Below are 20,125 nucleotides of genomic sequence, written 5' to 3'. Positions count from 1 at the left end.
ACCTACTCATGGAGGGGCCGTGCCTTTCGGGAGTACTGCCGAAGCTGTACGCGCATGGGTGGAGGGCTGGGTCGTGTCGCGCGGGGCTGCCGAGCCGACGCGCGAACCCTGGGGTTTCACGGTCGAGGTCGGCCTGCCGAAGGAGGTGGCCCGGCATGTACTGACCGACGCCGACGAGGCGACCGTCCGGAAGCTGGCCGAGAACAGCGCCGCCGGTGTCGCGCTGAAGGCGTTCGTGCCGGCGCGGACCCTCCAGGCGTGGCTCCCGCCGGGGTGGAGGCTGCTGGACGGTCACGCCGCCTTCATGGCGGCCTCCTTGGCCGAGGCCGGGGCCGCGCCCGACCTCCCCGACGGCTACCGGCTGAGCAGTTGGAGCCGGGGCGGGGTCACCCGGGTCGTGGTGCGGGCCGCCGACGGGGCCTTCGCCGCGCGCGGGCAGACGGCCGTCACCGGTGCGACCGCCGTCGTCGACCAGGTGGAGACCGACCCGGCCCATCAGCGGCGGGGCCTCGGGCGCGTGGTACTGGACACGCTCGCCGCAGCCGGCGCCCGCCAGGGGGCGAGGGCGGCCGTGCTGGGTGCGACGGAGGAGGGCCGGGCGCTGTACGAGGCCCTGGGCTGGCGCGTGCTGGCCCCACTGAGCGCGGCCATGCGCGTCACGGACGCGGGGCCGGAGGCGGACCGGGCGGGATGTCGCCGAGCTCGTTGACGTCGGCGTGGACGAGTGCGCCGGGCCGGGCGGCCGGCAGCGGCCGGACTCCGCCCGGCGGTGCCGGGCGAGGCGCCTCGGCGGACAGGCCCTCAGCCCCCTTCTGACCCGCCCCGGCCGAGACCGAGGAGTGCGCGCATCCGGGCGTACTTCGCTGTCAGCCGCTTCCGGGTCGGCTCGTCCAGGACCGCGAGCCGCTCCGGGTCGGCGTTGTGGGCGAGGTCGGCCTCCTTCACCAGCAACGCACCCGGGGTGGCGAGGATCCGCCGCGCGTACGCCTCCGGCTCCTCGCCGGCCCGCTTGGTGACGGCGCCCACGATGTCCTTGGTGCGCCGGCTCAGGGCGGCCGCCGCGAGCCACTCCTCGCTCAGCGCGTCGTCCTCGACGGAGTCGTGCAGCCAGGCCGCCGCGATCTGTTCGGCATCCCCGCCCCGGGCGCGTACGCCCTCGGCGACGGCCGCGAGATGTTCGGCGTACGGCCGTCCCGCCTTGTCGGTCTGCCCCTCGTGTGCGGCCCGGGCGAGAGCCTCCACCTCGGCGAGCGTGAGCTGTGTCATCGGCCCAGTGTCTCGCGGGGCGGCGCAGGCCGGGAGGGTGACCGAGGCCGGGGCGAGGAACAGGACGCCGTCCGTGAACGCGCCGTGGACGAGCGACGGTGGGTACGGCCCCCCCGCCCCCGGAGCGGGGCCGGCGGTCTCAGCGGGTGAGCGCCGAGGCCTGGCGGCAGATCAGGAGGAGGGCCCTGTCGTCGTTGACGTCCTTGGCGACCGCCTCGATCAGGTGCCAGGCGGCACCGTGGAAGCCGCCGGCGACATAGCGGTCGGCCTCGCCGGTGAGGCGGTCGATGCCCTCGACGATGTCGCGGTCGGAGGTCTCCACCAGGCCGTCGGTGAACAGCATCAGGACGTCGCCGGGGCGCAGGGAGCCCTTCACGGGATCGAACTGGGCACCGTCGTACACACCGAGCAGCGGGCCCTCGGCGGCCTTCTCCTCCCAGCGTCCACTGCCCGCGCTCAGCTGCAGGCCCGGGGGATGGCCGGCGGAGTACAGCTCGTAGTCGCCGGAGTCCAGGTCCAGGACCAGGTGGATGGAGGTGGCGAAGCCCTCGTCCCAGTCCTGGCGCAGGAGGTAGCCGTTGGCGGCGGGGAGGAAGGCGTGCGGGGACAGGGAGCCGAGGAGGCCGCCGAAGGCGCCGGAGAGCAGCAGGGCGCGCGATCCCGCGTCCATGCCCTTGCCGGACACGTCCGTGAGGACGACCTCCAGGGTCCGGCCGCCGTTCGTACGGGCCGCGACGACGAAGTCGCCGGAGAAGGACTGGCCGCCGGCCGGGCGCAGCGCCATCTCGTGGTGCCAGCCCTGCGGCAGCTTCGGCAGCTTGCTCTGCACCCGGATCCGCTCGCGCAGGTCGAACAGCATGGTGCCGCCGCGCCGCCAGGGCACGCCGACCCGGCTGCGGAACTGGGCCGTGAGCAGGCCGAAGAAACCGCAGGCCGCCACGACCAGGACGACGCCCGGGGTGACCCGGGAGGGGCCCTCGGTGTAGGGGCCGAGCCGTACCGACTCCACGATCAGCGCGGTGGCCGCCGCCGCGTACAGGCCGAGCAGGCTCGCCGGGCGCAGCAGCAGGCCGCCCGCGACGATCGGCAGCACCAGCGTGGCCGGGGAGCACCACACCGAGTCGGCGAGTGTCATGGTCATGAGGAGCGGGACGGTGAGCAGCAGTCCGGCGAAGGCGATCCAGTCGGAGCCGTCGCCCCGGAAGTAGTCCACGGCGCTTCTGCGCAGGCCGACGCGGGCCCGGTGCCACTGCATCTTCCACCGGGCCGTGAACGTCTCGGCCTTCGCGCGCCGCCCTCGTCCTGCTGCCATTAGTTCGGGACCCTATCCATCGGACCGGCTGCTTGGCACGGGAGGTCCCACTTGTCCCCCGTGCGAGGCCCAACTTCGTGGTTCGTGCCGCGGTTCGCGCCGTGGTTCGCCTCGTGGTGCGTCCTCACAGTGAACGGCACACGGGGTCGTCGCGCCGCCGCCCGGGAGAAATTCGCTGGCTCGTCCCGCAATGCCCTGATAGGCATGGCTCATGGGGACTGACCGCTGGACCGGACCGAAGACGTTGCGCCCTGAGGAGTTCGACCGGTGGTGGGACCACCTGGTCCGTGCGTTCGGGGGCGGGCCGGCCTCTCCCGAGGAGCGCGAACTGGACAAATCCGTCACCGAGTTCGATCGCTCCCTGGCCGTCTGGGACGCGGACACGATCGTCGGTACGTCCGGAGCCTTCAGCTTCCGGATGACCGTGCCAGGCGCAGCGGTGGTGCCCACGGCCGGCGTGACCATGGTCAGCGTGGCCGCGACGCACCGGCGGCGCGGGATCCTGACGTCGATGATGCGGCGGCTGCTGGACGACGCGCACGCCAAGGGCGAGCCGCTGGCGGCCCTGTTCGCCTCCGAGCCCGCGATCTACGGCCGCTTCGGGTACGGCACGGCGACCCACCAGATCAGCGCCGAGATCGACACCGGCCGGGTCACCCTGGCACTGCCCGCGGGCACCGACGAGGTGCGCGTGCGTTACGCCCCGCCCGCCGAGGTCCTGAAGGAGTGCGAGGCGGTGTACGCGGCGCTGGTGCCCCGCCGCCCCGGCATGCTGGCCCGGCAGCCCGGCTGGGAGCAGGCCGGCCTGCTCGACCCGGAGAGCGAGCGGAACGGGGCGTCGGCCCTGCAGTGCGTGGTCGCCGAACGGGACGGGGAGGTCACCGGGTACACCCGCTTCCGCACCAAGGAGGGCTGGGGGCCGGGCGGACACGACGGCACGGTAACCCTGGAGGACCTGGCCGCCCTCGATCCGGCGACCGAGGCCGCGCTGTGGCGCTTCCTGTTCGGCATCGACCTGATGACGACGCTGGCGGTGCGGGGACGGCCGGTCGACGAGGCCTGGCAGCACCTGGTCTCCGACATCCGCCGCTGCCGGCTGCGGCTGCGGGACGCCGGACACCTGCGCCTCGTGGACGTGGGCACGGCCCTGTCGGCGCGTACGTATCTGGCGCCGGTGGACGTCGTGCTGGACGTCGAGGACACCTTCTGCCCCTGGAACGCGGGGCGCTGGCGGCTCACGGGGGACGCCAAGGGGGCATCCTGCGAGCGCACGTCCGATACGGCCGAACTGTCACTGTCCGTACGGGAGTTGGGCGCGGCCTACCTCGGCGGGGTCTCGCTGCTGTCGCTGGCGGGGGCCGGGCGGGTGCGGGAGCTGCGGCCGGGGGCGCTGGCGGAGGCGTCGGTGGCGTTCGGCTCGGCGGTGGCCCCGTGGCTGCCGCACGGCTTCTAGGGGGTTTCGTCCGGACCGGGGCGGACCCGGGCTGATCCAGACGAAAACCCCTGGATCCTCGCCGTCACCGCTTCTGACAGGCGGGGCACCAGAAGAGGTTGCGGGCGGCGAGGTCGGCGGTGCGGATCCCGGTGCCGCAGATGTGGCAGGGCAGGGTGGCGCGGCGGTAGACGTACACCTCGCCGCCGTGGTCGTCCACGCGTGGCGGCCGGCCCATGGCCTCCGGGGTGTGCTCGGGCCGTACGGTGTCGATCCGGTTGTTGCGCACGCCCTCGCGCATCAGCGTGACGAGATCGGCCCACAGGGTGTCCCACTCGGCCGGTGTGATGTCCCTGCCCGTCCGGTACGGGTCGATGCCGTGCCGGAAGAGGACCTCGGCGCGGTAGACGTTGCCGACGCCGGCGACGATCTTCTGGTCCATGAGCAGCGCGGCGATCGTCGTACGGCTGCGGGAGATCCTGCGGTACGCGGCGGCGGGGTCGGCGTCCTCGCGGAGCGGGTCGGGGCCGAGGCGGTCGTGTATCGCGCGCTTCTCCTCGTCCGTGATCAGCGCGCAGGTGGTGGGGCCGCGGAGGTCGACGTACGACGTGTCGTTCGCGAGCCGGAGCCGGACGGTGTCGGTCGGCGGGGGCGCGGGGGCGTCACCGAAGCCGACCTTGCCGAACAGGCCGAGGTGGATGTGGACCCAGTCGGTGTCCCGGAAGCGGAGGAAGAGGTGCTTGCCGTGGGCTTCGGTGGCCGTCAGCGCGGCTCCGTCCAGGAGGGCGGCGGCGTCGGAGAACTTGCCCTGGGGGCTGGTGACGCGGGGGGCCGTGCCGCGGAAGCGGGCGGCGTAGTCCTGGGCCAGCCGATGGATGGTGTGCCCTTCCGGCAAGGCGGGTGTCCTTTCACGTCTTTGCCCACCCACCCACCCGACTCGGTCGGCCGAGAGGTGGACGAACGGACCGGGCTGCGGCTGGGGCGGGCTGCGTCCGGGACGGGCTGACGTCGGGGGCGGGCTGCGTCCGGGGCGGGCTGACGTCGGGGGTGGGCGCACGTCCCGGCCGAGCAGCCGGACCGACCCGCCTTCCAGCCGACCGATCCGCACCGCCCAGCCTTCCAGCCCACCGAGCCCTGCCGCCAGCCTTCCAGCCACCGAGCCCTACCGCCGGCCTTCCAGCCACCGGGTCGCACCGACCGCCCTCCCAGGCCCGCCAGGCCGTACCGCCGGCCTTCCAGCCACCGGGTCGCACCGACCGCCCTCCCAGGCCCGCCAGGCCGTACCGCCGGCCTTCCAGCCACCGGGCCGTACCGACCGCCCTCCCAGGCCCGCCAGGCCGTATCGACCGGCCTTCCGGCCGGGTGAATCGGGCGGTCGGTCCTTCGGCCGGACGGAGAGGGTGGGCGGGTGGGCGAGCGGGGGCGGGGGGAAGCCCGCCGGAGGACGGGCTTTGGGCGGAGCGATCCGGCTCAGGCGGCGGAGGCTACTGCTGGGGGTGGTGGGCCGGGATCGGCGGGAGGTCACCCGTCGTCTCGTAGCCCGCCAGCATGTCGATCCGGCGGATGTGGCGCTCGTCACCGGAGAACGGGGTGTTCAGGAACACCTCGACGAACTTCGTCGCCTCCTCGGTGCTGTGCATGCGCGCACCCACGGCCACGACATTGGCGTTGTTGTGCTGCCGGCCGAGCGCCGCGGTCTCCTCGCTCCAGGCCAGCGCGGCCCGCACGCCCTTCACCTTGTTCGCCGCGATCTGCTCACCGTTGCCCGAGCCGCCGATCACGATGCCGAGGGCGTCGGGGTCCGCGGCCGCCTTCTCCGCGGCGCGCAGACAGAAGGGCGGGTAGTCGTCCTGGGCGTCGTAGATGTGCGGCCCGCAGTCGACGGGCTCGTGCCCCGCCGCCTTGAGCCAGTCGACGAGGTGGTTCTTGAGTTCGTAGCCCGCATGGTCGGAGCCGAGATACACGCGCATGCAATGAGTGTGACACGCCTCATGGGGGGGCAGCAGCGCCGGGTGGCGGCGTCCCAAAGGAGTGCCAAAAATGTGAGCCCGGCCATAGAACCTCAAGGGAACCTCAAGTAACGATACGGATTCAGAGGTTCCCGAATTCGTTCGCCTCGGATTCACTGGACCGACTCGTACACCGCTCATACGAGCTGCTCCTCCTGGCGCAAAGGAAATCCGTCCATGACCCCTGGTTCGGGCCTTCAAGCAGGACTGAAGAACCGCCATCTTTCGATGATCGCGATCGGTGGTGTGATCGGCGCCGGCCTCTTCGTCGGTTCCAGCTCCGGCATCGCCACCGCGGGACCCGGCATCCTCCTGTCGTACGCCCTCGTCGGCACCCTCGTCGTCCTCGTGATGCGAATGCTCGGCGAGATGTCCGCCGCCAACCCCACCTCCGGCTCCTTCTCGGCGCACGCCGACCGTGCCCTCGGCCGCTGGGCCGGCTTCTCCATCGGCTGGCTCTACTGGTTCTTCTGGGTCGTCGTGCTGGCCGTCGAGGCCACCGCCGGCGCCGGGATCCTCGCGGGCTGGGTGCCCGCCGTGCCCCAATGGGCCTGGGCGCTCATCGTGATGACCGTGCTCACCGCGACCAACCTCGTCTCCGTCGGCTCCTACGGCGAGTTCGAGTTCTGGTTCGCCGGTATCAAGGTCGTGGCGATCGGCGCGTTCATCGTCATCGGCCTGCTGGCCGTGTTCGGCGTCCTGCCGGGCGTGCACGCCGACAAGGCGTCCTTCGGCAACCTGACCAACCACGGCGGCTTCCTGCCGCACGGCCCCGGCACCATCCTGACCGGTGTGCTGCTGGTCGTCTTCTCCTTCATGGGCAGCGAGATCGCGACCCTGGCGGCCGGTGAGTCGGAGGACCCGCAGCGCGCGGTCACCAAGTCCACCAACAGCATCATCTGGCGGATCGGCGTCTTCTACCTGGGCTCGATCCTGGTCGTCGTCTCGCTGCTGCCGTGGAACGACCCGGCCATCAAGAAGGACGGCTCCTACGTCGCCGCCCTGAACTCCCTGGGCATCGCGCACGCCGGCGAGATCATGAACGTCATCGTCCTGACCTCGGTGCTGTCCTGCCTGAACTCCGGCCTGTACACCGCCTCCCGGATGGCCTTCTCGCTCGGCCAGCGCGGTGACGCCCCGAAGGCGTTCGCCCGCACCACCTCCCGCGGTGTGCCGATGACGGCCATCCTGGCGTCGGTCGTCTTCGGATTCGTGGCGGTGTTCTTCAACTACGCCTACCCGAAGACCGTCTTCCTCTTCCTGGTCAACTCCTCCGGTGCGGTCGCCCTGTTCGTGTGGCTGGTCATCTGCTTCTCGCAGCTGCGGATGCGGAAGATCATCCAGCGGGAGGCGCCGGAGAAGCTCGTCGTGAAGATGTGGCTGTACCCGTACCTGACCTGGGTGACGGCCGCCTTCATCGTCTTCGTGCTCGGCTACATGCTGACCGACACCAAGGGCGAGAGCAGCGGTCGTACGACCGTCCTGCTGTCCGTGGGCGTCGCGGCGGTCGTGGTGCTGATCGCCGTGGTGAAGCAGAAGGTCACGGCGGACCGCCCGGCCCCCGCGGCCGAGGCCCCGGTCGACAAGGTGTCCGTCGGCTGATCCGCCCTCCGGCCGGACATGGCCGCACAACCTGACGACTCCTGTCAGGTTGTGCGGCCATGCTGCTTTCTGCCCGTCGGGGTGCTCGTCACCACGCGGCGGCTGGGCGGGATCGGCGTCGGCCCCGGGGCCGTACCGTCCGGATCCAGGCCGGGGTGCGGCAGGGCCGGGTGGTCGCCGCCGGCGAGCCGTACGGGCCGGCGCCGCGCATGGGGGGCCTCCCACGCTTCAGGCAGTGGAGGAGGGACGTCCTTCACCTCGGCGGGGTGCCCGCCCGGCCGGCGTCGGACGCGGCGCCGTACCGCGAGGGGCGGTTTCCGGTGCGGCTGCCGGCGGCCGGGGAGCGCGATCAGGCGCGGCCCGTGCTGGACCCGGCGTTCGCGCTGCCGGACGAGGACGCCCTCGGACGCTCCCCCGACCTCACCCTCGCGGGCCGGGGACAGGAACACCGGGCTGTACGCCCCCAAAACACGTAAGAGGCTCGCCCGGGTCAAGGAGACCTGTGACCCGGCGAACCTCTTCCGCGGGAACTACGGCGTCTATCGCTTGTTCGCGAACTTCCAGGCGGTGGGCAGCATGCCCATCGCCAGGGCGGCCTTGAGGGCGTCGCCGATCAGGAACGGGGTGAGGCCGAGCGCGACGGCCTGGGAGAGGGGCAGGTCGGCGGCGAGGGCCAGGTAGGGCACGCCGACGGCGTAGATGATCGCCTCGCCGAGGATCATCGTGCCCGCCATGCGCAGCGGCGAGCGGTCGGCGCCGCGCCGGGCCAGGGCGCCGACGGCCGCCGAGGCGAGGAGCATGCCGAGGATGTAGCCGAAGGAGACCGAGGCCGCGCCGGAGGTGCCGCCCGCGAACCACGGCACGCCCGCGACACCGGCGAGCGCGTACAGGGCGAGGGAGAGGAAGCCGCGGCGGGTGCCGAGCGCGGTGCCGACGAGCAGCGCGGCGAAGGTCTGGCCGGTCACCGGCACCGGGGAGTGGGGCACCGGGACGGCCACCTGGGCCGCGAGGCCGGTGAGCACGGCGCCGCCGACGACGAGGGCCGCGTCGCGGACACGGGTGGGGGCACCGCCCCGCTCGAGCGAAGCCGAGAGCCTGGGGGAGGGCAGCAGGTCGGCGAGGACTGCGCCGGGGCGAGCGGTGGCGGTGGCGGTGCTCATGGGGACTCCGCGGGTGACGGGAACATGCTGGGACACGGCGACGCTATCCCGGCCGTCTCGGGCCGATCACCGTCGGCGTTCGACAAACCGCGGAACGAGAGCTTGATGGGATCCGGACAAAGAGTGGGGGCTGCATCGATCAGGCGTGACACTGGTCACTGAGGCAGGGAGGTGTCACCCACCCGCTGGGCCGCCATGGGGACTGTGGGATCCCACCAAAAGAACTCCGTGCGAACGGATGCCGGCGGTCTGGCCGGATTCGCCTTTCCTGCCCTACCCTTCCAGCCATGGTTGCCCAGGCCCGGTACTTCACGTCGCGTCGCTATGTCGACCTGCGACGCCAGGGCACGGCCACCTGTCGCCGCCCGGGGTAGGGGCGGGCCTCGCGGCGCGCCTCGCCTTTCCGAGACGTGTCGGCCCCGTTCCCGAGGACGGTCCTCCATGCCCCGTACCGCGGCATCCACTCTTGTCTCGCCCGTTCCGCGTGCCGCCGACAGCGACCGGCGGCGCACCAGCGCCAGTGTCGTGCTGCGGTCCGTGCTGGAGCACGGGCCGGTGGCGCGCAGCACCATCGCCCGGCTGACCGGGCTGTCGCCCGCGTCGGTGACCGAGCACTGCGCCCGGCTCACCGGACTCGGCCTGATCCGGGAGTCCGCCGTGCCCCGCCGCTCGAACGGGGTGGGCCGGCCGCATGTGCCCGTCGACCTGGACGACTCGGGGTTCCTGGTCGGCGGGGTGCACGTGGCCGTGCCGTACACGACGGTCGCGCTGCTGGATCTGCGCGGCCGGGTGGTGGCCCGGCGCGAGCTGCAGCACGAACGGACCGACGCGGGGTGGGTGCTGGCGCGGGCCGCCGAGGGGCTTTCCGAGCTGCTGGCCGGGGTGCCGGGCCGCCGGCCGCTGGGGGTCGGGGTGGCGGTCGGCGGCTGGGTGGACCGGGAGACGGGCAGCGTGGTCGAGCACGAGCTGCTGGGCTGGCGCGAGGTGCCGGTGCGCGAGCTCCTCGGCGCCCGCACCGGCCTGCCGGTTCATGTGGACGGGCACGCGCGGGCGTTGGTGAACGGGGAGCGGCTGTTCGGGCGGGCCCGGGGCAGCCGGAGCGTGCTGCACCTGTTCGTGGGGAACGTGGTCGACGCGGCCTTCGCCACCAACGACGAGGTGCACCACGGGCCGCGTTCGGCGGCCGGGGCGATCGCGCACCTGCCGGTGCCGGGCGGCACCGAGCCGTGCGCGTGCGGCCGTACCGGCTGCCTGCAGGTGGAGCTGAGCGAGCGGACGTGGTGCCGGCGGGCCCGGGCGGCCGGGGTGATCGACTCGGCCGACCCGATGCACGTGGTGGCCGCGGCGTCGGCCGGGGACGCGGTGGCCCGGCGGCTGCTGGTGGAGCGGGCCCGGGCGACCGGGCGGGCGGCCCGGCTGCTGCTGGACGTGCTCAATCCGGAGACGGTCGTGGTGACCGAGGTGGGGACCATCCACTTCGAGGACTGCCTGAGCGCGCTCCGGGAGGCAGCCGGAACACGGCGAGCGGCGGCCGTACTGCCGACGAGTTTCCCGGATTCCGTGCTGGCGGTGGCGGGCGGTTCGGTGATTCTCGACGTGCTGTTCCGGGATCCGCTGGGTACGTCACCTGAGGGTATTTAATTCAGAAACTCCGAATGTTGACAGGGATCGACGACGGACAGGAACATGCTGGTCATGAGCCTTCTTACGAGCTGTCGCACCCTTTGTTGCTGACACATTGCCGCGCGTGAAGCGCGTGTTTCCAGCTCCGTGCTCTGTCTTTCATCCGGCTTCCTCGCTCCGGAATTCCTCCTGCCTTTCCCCTCCTTTCCTCCGGGGAGTCCTCCCATGCACCGTCGTGTCTTTCTCACCTCCTTGCTGGGCGCGTCCGCCGCCGCCGTGGGCCTCAGCGGCTGCGCCAAGGGCGACGCCTCCGCCGACACCAGCGGCGCCGCGGCCGAACCGCTCGCCGACAAGGTCCCGGCCGGCACCAGCCTGAAGATCGCCTCTTATCAGGGCGTGCAGCAGCTGCAGTTCAGACTGGCGAAGCTGCCCAAGCTGCCGTTCACGGTGTCGAACTGGCTGAACATCGGGGCCGGTCCGGATGTCATCAACGCCTTCCGCGCCCATTCCCTGGACCTCTCGAACAACGCGGGCATCCCGCCGATCCAGGCGCACTACCAGGGCTTCGACGCGAAGATCGTGGCGATCGACCTCACCCGCAAGCCCAACTACGCCTTCGCCACCAAGCCCGGCAGCGACATCCGCGCGGTCGGTGACTTCAAGGGCAAGCGGCTCGCCTTCTCGCAGGGGCAGGCGCAGGGTGTCGTCCTGCTGCGGGCGCTGAGGCAGGCGGGCCTGACGTACGACGAGGTGACGCTGGTCCCGCTGACCAGCAACCAGTTCCTGACCGCTCTGCAGTCCGGTCAGGTCGACGTGGCCCCCCTCGCCAACAGCCAGGTGCCCGCCTATCTGAAGCAGTACGAGGCCAAGGGCGCCCGCACCATCCCCACCGACGTGGTCGACCTGCTGAACGTGCTGTGGGCGCCGCAGTCCGTGCTCGACGACCCGGCGAAGGCCGCCGCGATCGCCGCGTACATCCCGCAGTGGGCCAAGGGCCAGGTGTGGCAGTACGAGCACCCGGACGTGTGGAACGAGGAGTTCTACGTCAAGACGCAGAACCTGACCCTCCCGCAGGCACAGGGCATCAGCAGGCTCGCCAACAAGCCGTTGTTCCCGCCCGTTTGGGACGAGGCGATCCGATGGGAGCAGGAGACGGCCGATCTGCTCGCCGAGGGCGGCTTCGTGAAGAAGTTCGACGTCTCCTCGCTCTTCGACCACCGCTTCGAGCCGATCGCCGCCAAGGCCGTACCGGAGGAGTACCGGAAATGAGCGCCGTGACCACCACGACGACCGCCCTCGCGGCGGCGGAGGCCGGGGAGCTTCCCGGGGTCCGCCGGCGCCGCCGCCTCTCCCCCGGCCGCCGGCTGCCCGCCGCCCGGCTGGCCGGCCCCCTCGCCGTCCTCGCCCTGTGGGCCGCCGCCTCCGCCGCCGGAACCCTCGACACCGGCGCGATACCGGCGCCCTGGACGGTGCTGAGGACCGCCGGTCACCTGTGGACCGACGGCACGCTGCCCACCGACGTCCTGACCTCGCTGACACGGGCCGGGTACGGCTTCGCGATCGGCCTCGCCGCGGGTGTGCTCCTCGCCCTCGCCTCCGGACTCAGCCGGACCGGGGAGGCGCTGATCGACGGGACCGTTCAGCTCAACCGGGCGATCCCGACCCTCGGTCTGATCCCCCTGTTCATCCTCTGGCTGGGCATCGGGGAGACCTTCAAGATCGCCATCATCGCGATCGTCGTCTACATCCCGGTCTACCTCAACACACATGCCGCGTTGTCCGGCATCGACAGCCGCTTCGTCGAACTCGCCGAGGTGCAGGGCCTGTCCCGGCTCGCCTTCGTCCGCCAGGTGGTGATCCCCGGCGCGCTGCCCGGATTCTTCGTGGGACTCCGGCTCGGTGTGACCGGCTCCTGGCTGGGCCTGGTGGTGCTGGAGCAGATCAACGCCACCAGCGGGCTCGGCTACCTGATGTTCCAGGCGCAGAACTACGGCCAGAGCGACGTGATCCTGGTCGGCCTGCTGATCTACGGCGTCTTCGGCCTGGTCTCCGACAGCGTGGTCCGTCTGATCGAACGGAGGGTGCTGTCGTGGCGCCGCACACTGGGCAACTGACCCGGCCGACCGTCCGGCTCCGCGGCCTGACCCGGTCCTTCGACGGCCGTACGGTCCTCGACGGCATCGACCTCGATCTGCCCGCCGGCCAGTTCACGGCCCTGCTCGGGCACAGCGGCTCGGGCAAGTCCACCCTGCTGCGGGCGGTGGCCGGGCTGGACCACGGGGTGGCCGGGAGTGGACGGCTCACCGCCCCCGAGCGGGTCTCGGTCGTCTTCCAGGACTCCCGGCTGCTGCCCTGGCGCCGTGTGCTGGACAACGTCGTGCTCGGCACCGACGGCAAGGACGCCGAGGAACGCGGCCGGGCCGCCCTCACGGAGGTCGGGCTGAAGGGCCGCGAGCGGGCCTGGCCCGGAGAGCTGTCCGGCGGCGAGGCCCAGCGGGCCGCCCTCGCCCGCTCCCTGGTCCGCGAACCCGAACTCCTGCTGGCGGACGAGCCGTTCGGCGCGCTGGACGCGCTGACCCGGATCAGGATGCACGCCCTGCTGCGCGACCTGTGGCAGCGCCACCGGCCGTCCGTGCTGCTGGTCACGCACGACGTCGACGAGGCGATCGTGCTCGCCGACCGCGTCCTCGTCCTGGACCGGGGCCGGATCGGCCTCGACCTGACCATCGACCGCCCCCACCCCCGCTCCTACCGCGAGCCGGTCCTGGGCGAGTACCGCGAGCGGCTCCTGGCCGCCCTGGGCGTCACGGAGGACCACCAGTGACACAAAGACAGCTCCGTCTGAACGCGTTCCTGATGAACACCGGGCACCACGAGGCGTCGTGGCGGCTTCCGGAGAGCGACCCGTACGCGCACGTCGATCTCCAGCACTACGTGCGGCTCGCGCGGATCGCCGAGCGCGGCACCTTCGACTCGCTCTTCCTCGCCGACGGCCCCCAGCTGTGGAGCAACCTCGCCCAGCGCCCGGCCGGCGCCCTGGAGCCGCTCACCCTGCTGACCGCGCTGGCGACGGCCACCGAGCACATCGGGTTGATCGCCACCGCCTCCACGTCCTACAACTCCCCCTACAACCTGGCCCGCAAGCTGGCCTCCCTGGACATCATCAGCGGCGGCCGGGCCGGGTGGAACATCGTCACCACGGCGGGAGCCGAGGCCGCCCGGAACTTCGGGCTGGACGCCGAACCCGCGCACGCCGAGCGGTACGCCCGTGCCGCCGAGTTCCTCGACGTGGCGCGGAAGCTGTGGGACAGCTGGGAGGACGACACGGTCGTCGCCGACAAGGCGGCCGGTGTCTGGGGCGACGACAGCAAGATCCACCCGGCCCGGCACCGGGGCACCTACTTCGGTGTCGCCGGCGCCCTCAACGTCCCCCGCACGCCCCAGGGCTACCCGCTCCTGGTGCAGGCGGGGTCGAGCGAGGACGGCAAGGCCTTCGCCGCCCGGTACGCGGAGGCGGTCTTCACCGCCCAGCAGACCCTCGCCGACGCCCAGGCCTTCTACGCCGACCTCAAGTCCCGCACCGAGCGGGCCGGACGCGACCCCGAGCACATCAAGGTGCTGCCCGGGATCGTGCCGGTACTCGGGTCGACACAGGCGGAGGCACGCGCGGCCGAACAGCTGCTGGAGGACCACATCGTGTACGAGCACGGGGTGGACCGGCTGGAGAGCCTGCTGCAACTCCCCTCCGGGACACTGGAGTTGGATGCCGGGCTGCCCGCCGGCCTGCCGCCCGAGTCCGCCGTCGAGGGGGCCAGGAGCCGCTACACGCTCGTGGTCGAGCTGGCCCGGCGCGAACGGCTCACCGTCCGGCAGCTGATCGCGCGGCTCGGCGGCGGGCGCGGCCACCTCACCTTCGCCGGGACACCCGAGCAGGTCGCCGACCAGATCGAGACCTGGTTCACCCAGGGCGCGGCCGACGGCTTCAACATCATGCCGGCCGTGCTCCCCTCCGGCCTGGACGCCTTCGTCGAGCACGTCGTACCGCTGCTGCGCGCCCGTGGCCTGTTCCGCGACGCGTACGGCCCCCGGCAGACCCTCCGGGAGCGCTACGGCCTCCCCCGCCCCGCCAACCAGCACCTGAGCCCCGCGTTCGCCTGAAAGGAACCTCCATGTCCATCGAGATCACCAAGGTCACCGCACGTATCGGCGCCCGTGTCTCCGGCGTCGACATCACCCGGCCGCTCGCCCCGGAGGAGGTCGCCGGGATCCGCGAGGCCCTGAACGTCCACAAGGCGCTCGTCTTCGAGGCGGGTGCCGCCGGAGGGTTCGACGACGCCGGCCAGCAGGCCTTCGCCCGCCACTTCGGCGACCTGACCACGGCCCACCCGACGGTCGGCGCGGTGGACGGCGCCCCGAACGTGCTGCCGGTGGACAGCGAGCGGGGCCGCGCCAACCACTGGCACACGGACGTCACCTTCGTCCTCAACCCGCCGCAGGCCAGCACCCTGCGGTCGATCACCGTCCCGCCGTACGGCGGGGAGACCCTGATCGCGAACGCGGCGGCCGCCTACCGCGACCTGCCCGAGCCGCTGCGCCGCCTCGCGGACACCCTGTGGGCCGAGCACACCAACGACTACGACTACGCCGTACCGGACGAGGAGGTCGACGAGGAGACGGCCGCCCAGCGCGCCCAGTTCACCTCCATCACCTACCGCACCGCCCACCCGGTGGTCCGGGTGCACCCGCTGACCGGGGAGCGCGGGCTGTTCATCGGCGGGTTCGCGCAGCGGATCGTGGGCCTGTCGGCCGGCGAGTCCCGCAAGATCCTGGACCTGCTGCAGGCGTACGTGACCCGCCCGGAGAACATCCTGCGCCACCGCTGGGCGGAGAACGAGCTCGTCCTCTTCGACAACCGGATCACCCAGCACTACGCCATCGACAACTACGACGGGCTGCCGCGCCGCCTGCACCGGGTGACCGTCGCCGGTGACGTCCCGGCGGGCATCGAGGGCAAGGAGAGCTACTCGATCGAGGGGGACGCCTCGCACTACACACCGGTGGCCGCGTGACCCCGCGGTGACCCTGCGTACAGCAGGTGTCCGGATACTGGACGGCCCCTCCGCGTGAGCGGACGGGCCGCCCAGACTGGCGGCGTTTTACCCGCCCATTGCCCGGGAGAGCCGCGCCCATGCCCAGCAGCAGCACGACGACCGAGACGCCGCCACAGCACCAGGACGGCACCTCCCTCTCCCACGGCCTCAAGCAGCGCCATCTGTCGATGATCGCCCTCGGCGGGGTGATCGGCGCGGGCCTGTTCGTCGGATCGGGCGCGGGCATCGCCGCCGCCGGCCCGTCCATCGTCGTCGCCTACACGCTCTCCGGCCTCCTCGTGATGCTGGTGATGCGGATGCTGGGCGAGATGTCCGCCGCGTACCCGTCGTCCGGTTCCTTCTCGGCGCACGCCGAGCGGGCGATCGGCCCCTGGGCGGGCTTCGCCGCCGGCTGGTCGTTCTGGGTGCTGCTGTGCACGGCCGTCGGCCTGGAGGGCATCGGCGCCGCGCACATCGTCTCCGGCTGGCTGCCCGGTACCCCCGAGTGGCTCTGGGTGGCGCTGTTCATGGTCGTCTTCTGCGGCGCGAACCTGGCCGCCGTGAAGAACTTCGGCGAGTTCGAGTTCTGGTTCGCCGCGCTGAAGGTCGGCGCGATCTCCCTCTTCCTGGTCCTCGGCGTGCTGGCGATCACGGGCGTGCTGCCCGGCACGGACGCCCCCGGCACCGCGAACCTGACCCACTTCCTCCCGCACGGCGGCAACGGCCTGATCATCGGCCTGCTCGCCTCCGTCTTCGCGTACGGCGGCCTGGAGACGGTCACCATCGCGGCGGCCGAGTCGGAGAACCCGGTCAAGGGTGTGGCCTCCGCCGTCCGTACGGCGATGTGGCGCATCGCCGTCTTCTACATCGGCTCCATGGCGGTCGTGGTCACCCTGGTGCCGTGGGACTCCAAGGACGTCGTGGAGAAGGGCCCGTACGTCGCCACCCTCGACCACCTCGGCATCCCCGGCGCCGGCCAGCTGATGAAGGTGGTCGTCCTGGTCGCCCTGCTCTCCGCGATGAACGCCAACATCTACGGCTCCTCGCGCATCGCCTACTCGCTGGTCGAGCGCGGCCAGGGCCCGAAGGTGCTGGCGAAGCTCTCCGGCGGGGTCCCGCGCGTCGCCGTGCTGACCTCCTGCGTCCTGGGATTCGTCTGCGTCCTGCTCAGCTACTGGCGGCCGGACGACGTCTTCAAGTGGCTGCTGAACATGATCGGCGCGGTCATCCTGGTCGTCTGGATGTTCATCGCGGTCTCCCAGCTGCTGCTGCGCCGCCGCATCGAGCGCGAGGCCCCCGGGAAGCTCGTCGTGCGCATGTGGGCGTTCCCGTGGCTGACCTGGATCGCGCTGGCCGGCATGGTCACGATCTTCGCCCTGATGGCCCGCGAGCAGGACACCCGCGTGCAGTTGTACTCCACCGGCGCCATGACCCTGTTCCTGGCGGCGGTCGGCTACGCCTGGCAGCGGGCGCGCGCCCGGCGCTGACGCCGCCCGACACCGGCGAGGCCCCCATGTGCGACACATGGGGGCCTTTGCGTTGCCCGTACGCTCTTGTTGCTAGCGTGTAGTTGCAAGATACTTGCAATAAGGTTCCGGAGGGGATCACCCATGCCCGTCTACACGCTGCCCGACCTGCCCTACGACTACTCCGCGCTGGCCCCCGTGATCAGCCCGGAGATCATCGAACTGCACCACGACAAGCACCACGCGGCCTATGTGAAGGGCGCCAACGACACGCTGGAGCAGCTGGCCGAGGCGCGGGACAAGGAGTCGTGGGGCTCCATCAACGGCCTGGAGAAGAACCTGGCCTTCCATCTGTCCGGCCACATCCTGCACAGCATCTACTGGCAGAACATGACCGGCCCGAAGGACGGCGGCGGCGAGCCGCTGGCCCAGGACGGCGTGGGCGAGCTGGCCGACGCGATCAAGGAGTCCTTCGGCTCCTTCGCCGCCTTCAGGACCCAGCTGTCCAAGGCGGCGGCCACCACCCAGGGCTCCGGCTGGGGCGTGCTGGCGTACGAACCGCTCAGCGGCCGGCTGATCGTGGAGCAGGTCTACGACCACCAGGGCAACGCCGGCCAGGGCTCGACCCCCATCCTGGTCTTCGACGCCTGGGAGCACGCCTTCTACCTCCAGTACCGCAACCAGAAGGTGGACTTCATCGAGGCCATGTGGCAGGTCGTCAACTGGCAGGACGTGGCCCGCCGCTACGAGGCCGCCAAGTCCCGCGCGGACGTGCTCCTGCTCGCCCCCTGAGGCGCCCCCCGTCGTCCTGCCTCGTGATCGTCTTCTCACCCTTCACGCGGGCAGGCGGATGAGAGGAGACCCCCGCAAGGACGTGACTTGCGGGGGTCTTCCCCACCCCGGGGGTCCACCGAACGGCTGACCCGAAGTTCCACCGAGCACCCGTGTCCGCCACATGCCCTGCTCAACAAGGCTCTTGGGCATGAACTCACTGACTGTGCGCATGGCACGCCTGAGCGCCCGGCACCCCTGGCGGGCGCTCGGCGGCTGGCTGCTCTTCATGGCGCTGTGCCTGGGCGTCGGCAGCGCCGTCGGCACCGACAGCGCGAAGACCGCCGACTACCGGGTGGGCGAGGCAGGGCGGGCCGAGGCCATGGCCGCCGAAGGGCACCTGGGCCGCCTGTCCACCGAACAGGTCCTGATCTCCGCCCGCACCGGCGCCCTGGACGAGGGGCCCGCCGCATCCGCCGCGCAGGAGCTCACCGCACGCATGCGCCGGCTGCCCGAGGTCGCTCAGGTGGCAGCCCCGGTACGGTCCTTTGACGGACACGTCCTCATGGTCGAGGTGTCCCTGAAGGGCGAGGAACTGGAGGCCGACGCCAAGGTCGGCGCGCTCCTCGCGCAGACCCGGGCCGTGCAGCGGGCCCACCCCGGGCTGCTGGTGCAGGAGACCGGCTCCGCCTCCGTCAGCAAGGGAGTGGACCAGCAGCGCGACGACGACCTGGCCCTGTCCGAGAGGATCAGCCTGCCCCTCACCCTCGTCACCCTGCTGATCGTGTTCGGCTCGCTCACCATGGCCGCCGTACCGCTGCTGCTCGCCCTGTCGTCGATCGCGGCGGCCATCGGGCTGGCGATGGTCGCCTCGCACCTCACCCCCGACGCCGGGGTCGGCAAGAACGTCATCCTCATGATCGGTCTCGCGGTCGGCGTCGACTACACGCTCTTCTACCTCAAGCGGGAGCGCGAGGAGCGGGCCCGCTCCGGCGGCCGGCTCGGCACCGAGGCGCTGGTGGAGCTGGCGGCGGCCACGTCCGGACGGGCCGTGGTGGTCTCCGGGCTGGCGGTGGCCGCCTCCACCGCCACCCTGTACCTGGCCTCGGACGTGATCTTCTCCTCGCTCGCCACCGGCACGGTCGTGGTCGTCCTGGTCGCGGTGGCCAGCTCGCTGACCGCGCTGCCCGCACTGCTGACCCTGCTGGGCAGGCGGGCCGAGCGCAGGGCGCGGCGCCGCGCGGAGCGCGGCAGGTCCTCGCGACGGGCGCGGGGCGGGGGCGACAGCCGGTTGTGGTCCGCGCTGCTGCGCCCCGCCGCCCGGCATCCGCTCGCCACCCTGTGCTGCTCCCTCCTGGCCCTGCTCGCCCTCACCCTCCCGCTGACCGGCCTGAAGATCACCGAGATGAGCCGGGACACCCACTCCCGCGCGATCCCCGCCATGCGGGTGTACGACCGCCTCAACGCGGAGTTCCCCGACCGGCGGGTCACCCACCAGGTCGTCGTACAGGCCCCGGCCGCGCGCTCCGCCCAGGTCACCGGGGAACTGCGCGCCCTCGCCCGCCGGGCCGCGGCCGACCCGCTGTTCACCGGCTACGCCCGCGTCCGCACCGCCGCCGACCACCGGACCAGCACCCTCGAACTGCGGGTGCCCCACCTGGGCGACTCCCCGCAGGCGCAGGCCTCCCTGCGGCATCTGCGGCACGACTACCTGCCCGCCACCGTCGGCAAGGTCACCGGCGCGCGGTACGGCGTGAGTGGCGACGTGGCCCGCTACACCGACTATCCGGCCCATCAGGACGGCAGACTGCCCCTGGTCATCGGCGCGTTGCTGCTGGTGACGTTCCTGATGACGCTGTGCGCGTTCCGCTCGGTCGTGCTCGGCCTGCTCGGTGTCGTACTGAACCTGCTGTCGGCGGCGGCCTCGCTCGGTCTGCTCGTGCTGGTCTTCCAGCACACCTGGGCCGAGGGGCTGCTCCACTTCCGCTCCACGGGGACCATCGGTTCGCGTGTGCCGCTGTTCCTGTTCGTGATCCTCTTCGGTCTGTCGATGGACTACCAGGTCTTCGTGGTCAGCCGGATCCGGGAGGCGGTGCTCGCCGGCACGCCCACCCGGCAGGCCGTCGTCGAGGGCGTCCGGCGTTCGGCGAGCGTGGTGACCAGCGCGGCCGTGATCATGACGACGGTCTTCGTGAGTTTCGTCTTCCTGCACCTCATCGAGATGAAGCAGATCGGTTTCGTGCTCGCCGCGGCCGTCCTGCTGGACGCCTTCGTGGTGCGCGTGCTGATCCTGCCGGCGGCCCTGCTGCTGCTCGGCGAGCGCACCTGGTGGCCTGTGCGGCCCGCCCGGACCGCCGCCGTCACGAACTCCGCCCTGCTCGACGTAGGTTGACC

At 71.9% G+C, this 20,125-nt stretch carries 18 protein-coding genes; 13 read left to right on the top strand and 5 right to left on the bottom strand.

All coding sequences use genetic code 11. The features are described 5' to 3' along the window. The first annotated feature begins 73 nt into the window (after nucleotides 1-73). On the top strand, nucleotides 74-709 hold the full coding sequence (locus tag ACWC94_RS04475; protein WP_450794880.1) for a GNAT family N-acetyltransferase: 636 nt from the start codon (nucleotides 74-76) through the stop codon (nucleotides 707-709). Between the two features lie 92 nt (nucleotides 710-801). Here the strand turns inward: ACWC94_RS04475 and ACWC94_RS04470 are convergent, their stop codons facing one another. Next, a complete protein-coding gene (locus ACWC94_RS04470) occupies nucleotides 802-1,266 on the bottom strand; it encodes an HD domain-containing protein (RefSeq protein WP_450794879.1) in 465 nt (154 codons plus the stop codon). 139 nt (nucleotides 1,267-1,405) lie between these two features. Continuing rightward, on the bottom strand, nucleotides 1,406-2,578 hold the full coding sequence (locus tag ACWC94_RS04465; protein WP_450794878.1) for a PP2C family protein-serine/threonine phosphatase: 1,173 nt from the start codon (nucleotides 2,576-2,578) through the stop codon (nucleotides 1,406-1,408). Nucleotides 2,579-2,789: 211 nt separating this feature from the next. On the opposite strand from ACWC94_RS04465, the gene ACWC94_RS04460 reads away from it, so the two are divergent. After that, complete coding sequence (locus ACWC94_RS04460; protein WP_450794877.1) at nucleotides 2,790-4,031, top strand: GNAT family N-acetyltransferase; 1,242 nt, start codon at nucleotides 2,790-2,792, stop codon at nucleotides 4,029-4,031. Nucleotides 4,032-4,095: 64 nt separating this feature from the next. Here the strand turns inward: ACWC94_RS04460 and ACWC94_RS04455 are convergent, their stop codons facing one another. Next, complete coding sequence (locus ACWC94_RS04455) at nucleotides 4,096-4,905, bottom strand: Fpg/Nei family DNA glycosylase (protein ID WP_450794876.1); 810 nt, start codon at nucleotides 4,903-4,905, stop codon at nucleotides 4,096-4,098. Nucleotides 4,906-5,494: 589 nt separating this feature from the next. Beyond that, nucleotides 5,495-5,980 (bottom strand): ribose-5-phosphate isomerase, encoded by a 486-nt coding sequence (locus tag ACWC94_RS04450; RefSeq protein ID WP_450794875.1) that lies wholly within the window; start codon nucleotides 5,978-5,980, stop codon nucleotides 5,495-5,497. 216 nt (nucleotides 5,981-6,196) lie between these two features. Between ACWC94_RS04450 and ACWC94_RS04445 the strand changes: the two genes are divergently transcribed. Both ACWC94_RS04445 and ACWC94_RS04440 read left to right on the top strand, forming a co-directional pair. Next, nucleotides 6,197-7,621: an amino acid permease gene (locus tag ACWC94_RS04445; protein ID WP_450794874.1), complete on the top strand. Its 1,425-nt coding sequence runs from the start codon at nucleotides 6,197-6,199 to the stop codon at nucleotides 7,619-7,621. 266 nt (nucleotides 7,622-7,887) lie between these two features. Beyond that, a complete protein-coding gene (locus ACWC94_RS04440) occupies nucleotides 7,888-8,097 on the top strand; it encodes a hypothetical protein (protein WP_450794873.1) in 210 nt (69 codons plus the stop codon). Between the two features lie 63 nt (nucleotides 8,098-8,160). Here ACWC94_RS04440 and ACWC94_RS04435 read toward each other — a convergent pair whose 3' ends face one another. Continuing rightward, a complete protein-coding gene (locus ACWC94_RS04435) occupies nucleotides 8,161-8,781 on the bottom strand; it encodes a biotin transporter BioY (protein ID WP_450794872.1) in 621 nt (206 codons plus the stop codon). Nucleotides 8,782-9,222: 441 nt separating this feature from the next. On the opposite strand from ACWC94_RS04435, the gene ACWC94_RS04430 reads away from it, so the two are divergent. From ACWC94_RS04430 to ACWC94_RS04390, 9 genes are all read left to right on the top strand, one after another. After that, nucleotides 9,223-10,422: an ROK family protein gene (locus ACWC94_RS04430; protein ID WP_450794871.1), complete on the top strand. Its 1,200-nt coding sequence runs from the start codon at nucleotides 9,223-9,225 to the stop codon at nucleotides 10,420-10,422. A gap of 207 nt (nucleotides 10,423-10,629) precedes the next feature. Then, complete coding sequence (locus ACWC94_RS04425; protein WP_450794870.1) at nucleotides 10,630-11,673, top strand: ABC transporter substrate-binding protein; 1,044 nt, start codon at nucleotides 10,630-10,632, stop codon at nucleotides 11,671-11,673. After that, a complete protein-coding gene (locus ACWC94_RS04420) occupies nucleotides 11,670-12,518 on the top strand; it encodes an ABC transporter permease (RefSeq protein WP_450794869.1) in 849 nt (282 codons plus the stop codon). Before ACWC94_RS04425 ends, ACWC94_RS04420 begins: the two co-directional genes overlap by 4 nt. Continuing rightward, entirely contained in the window at nucleotides 12,494-13,228 is a 735-nt protein-coding gene (locus tag ACWC94_RS04415; protein ID WP_450794868.1) for an ABC transporter ATP-binding protein, read from the top strand. Before ACWC94_RS04420 ends, ACWC94_RS04415 begins: the two co-directional genes overlap by 25 nt. Beyond that, the gene (locus ACWC94_RS04410) at nucleotides 13,225-14,562 is read left to right on the top strand and encodes an LLM class flavin-dependent oxidoreductase (protein WP_450794867.1); all 1,338 of its coding nucleotides are present in this window, start codon (nucleotides 13,225-13,227) and stop codon (nucleotides 14,560-14,562) included. Before ACWC94_RS04415 ends, ACWC94_RS04410 begins: the two co-directional genes overlap by 4 nt. Nucleotides 14,563-14,573: 11 nt before the next feature. Further along, entirely contained in the window at nucleotides 14,574-15,473 is a 900-nt protein-coding gene (locus ACWC94_RS04405) for a TauD/TfdA dioxygenase family protein (protein WP_450794866.1), read from the top strand. A gap of 119 nt (nucleotides 15,474-15,592) precedes the next feature. Next, entirely contained in the window at nucleotides 15,593-16,981 is a 1,389-nt protein-coding gene (locus ACWC94_RS04400) for an amino acid permease (RefSeq protein WP_450794865.1), read from the top strand. Nucleotides 16,982-17,104: 123 nt separating this feature from the next. After that, on the top strand, nucleotides 17,105-17,752 hold the full coding sequence (locus ACWC94_RS04395) for a superoxide dismutase (RefSeq protein ID WP_450794864.1): 648 nt from the start codon (nucleotides 17,105-17,107) through the stop codon (nucleotides 17,750-17,752). Between the two features lie 190 nt (nucleotides 17,753-17,942). Beyond that, nucleotides 17,943-20,123, top strand: a complete 2,181-nt coding sequence (locus ACWC94_RS04390; RefSeq protein WP_450794863.1) for an MMPL family transporter — start codon at nucleotides 17,943-17,945, stop codon at nucleotides 20,121-20,123. The last annotated feature ends 2 nt before the right edge of the window (nucleotides 20,124-20,125 follow it).

It is taken from the genome of Streptomyces sp. NPDC001135 (assembly GCF_053598395.1).
This window is presented reverse-complemented; position numbering and strand designations above follow the sequence as displayed.

Excerpts from the sequence above, each read along its gene's own strand:
- ACWC94_RS04470 (WP_450794879.1), bottom strand. The coding sequence starts at position 1,266 with ATGACACAGCTCACGCTCGCCGAGGTGGAGGCTCTCGCCCGGGCCGCA.
- ACWC94_RS04420 (WP_450794869.1), top strand. The coding sequence starts at position 11,670 with ATGAGCGCCGTGACCACCACGACGACCGCCCTCGCGGCGGCGGAGGCC.
- ACWC94_RS04460 (WP_450794877.1), top strand. The coding sequence starts at position 2,790 with ATGGGGACTGACCGCTGGACCGGACCGAAGACGTTGCGCCCTGAGGAG.
- ACWC94_RS04445 (WP_450794874.1), top strand. The coding sequence starts at position 6,197 with ATGACCCCTGGTTCGGGCCTTCAAGCAGGACTGAAGAACCGCCATCTT.
- ACWC94_RS04430 (WP_450794871.1), top strand. The coding sequence starts at position 9,223 with ATGCCCCGTACCGCGGCATCCACTCTTGTCTCGCCCGTTCCGCGTGCC.
- ACWC94_RS04405 (WP_450794866.1), top strand. The coding sequence starts at position 14,574 with ATGTCCATCGAGATCACCAAGGTCACCGCACGTATCGGCGCCCGTGTC.
- ACWC94_RS04400 (WP_450794865.1), top strand. The coding sequence starts at position 15,593 with ATGCCCAGCAGCAGCACGACGACCGAGACGCCGCCACAGCACCAGGAC.
- ACWC94_RS04425 (WP_450794870.1), top strand. The coding sequence starts at position 10,630 with ATGCACCGTCGTGTCTTTCTCACCTCCTTGCTGGGCGCGTCCGCCGCC.
- ACWC94_RS04390 (WP_450794863.1), top strand. The coding sequence starts at position 17,943 with ATGAACTCACTGACTGTGCGCATGGCACGCCTGAGCGCCCGGCACCCC.
- ACWC94_RS04435 (WP_450794872.1), bottom strand. The coding sequence starts at position 8,781 with ATGAGCACCGCCACCGCCACCGCTCGCCCCGGCGCAGTCCTCGCCGAC.
- ACWC94_RS04450 (WP_450794875.1), bottom strand. The coding sequence starts at position 5,980 with ATGCGCGTGTATCTCGGCTCCGACCATGCGGGCTACGAACTCAAGAAC.
- ACWC94_RS04395 (WP_450794864.1), top strand. The coding sequence starts at position 17,105 with ATGCCCGTCTACACGCTGCCCGACCTGCCCTACGACTACTCCGCGCTG.
- ACWC94_RS04465 (WP_450794878.1), bottom strand. The coding sequence starts at position 2,578 with ATGGCAGCAGGACGAGGGCGGCGCGCGAAGGCCGAGACGTTCACGGCC.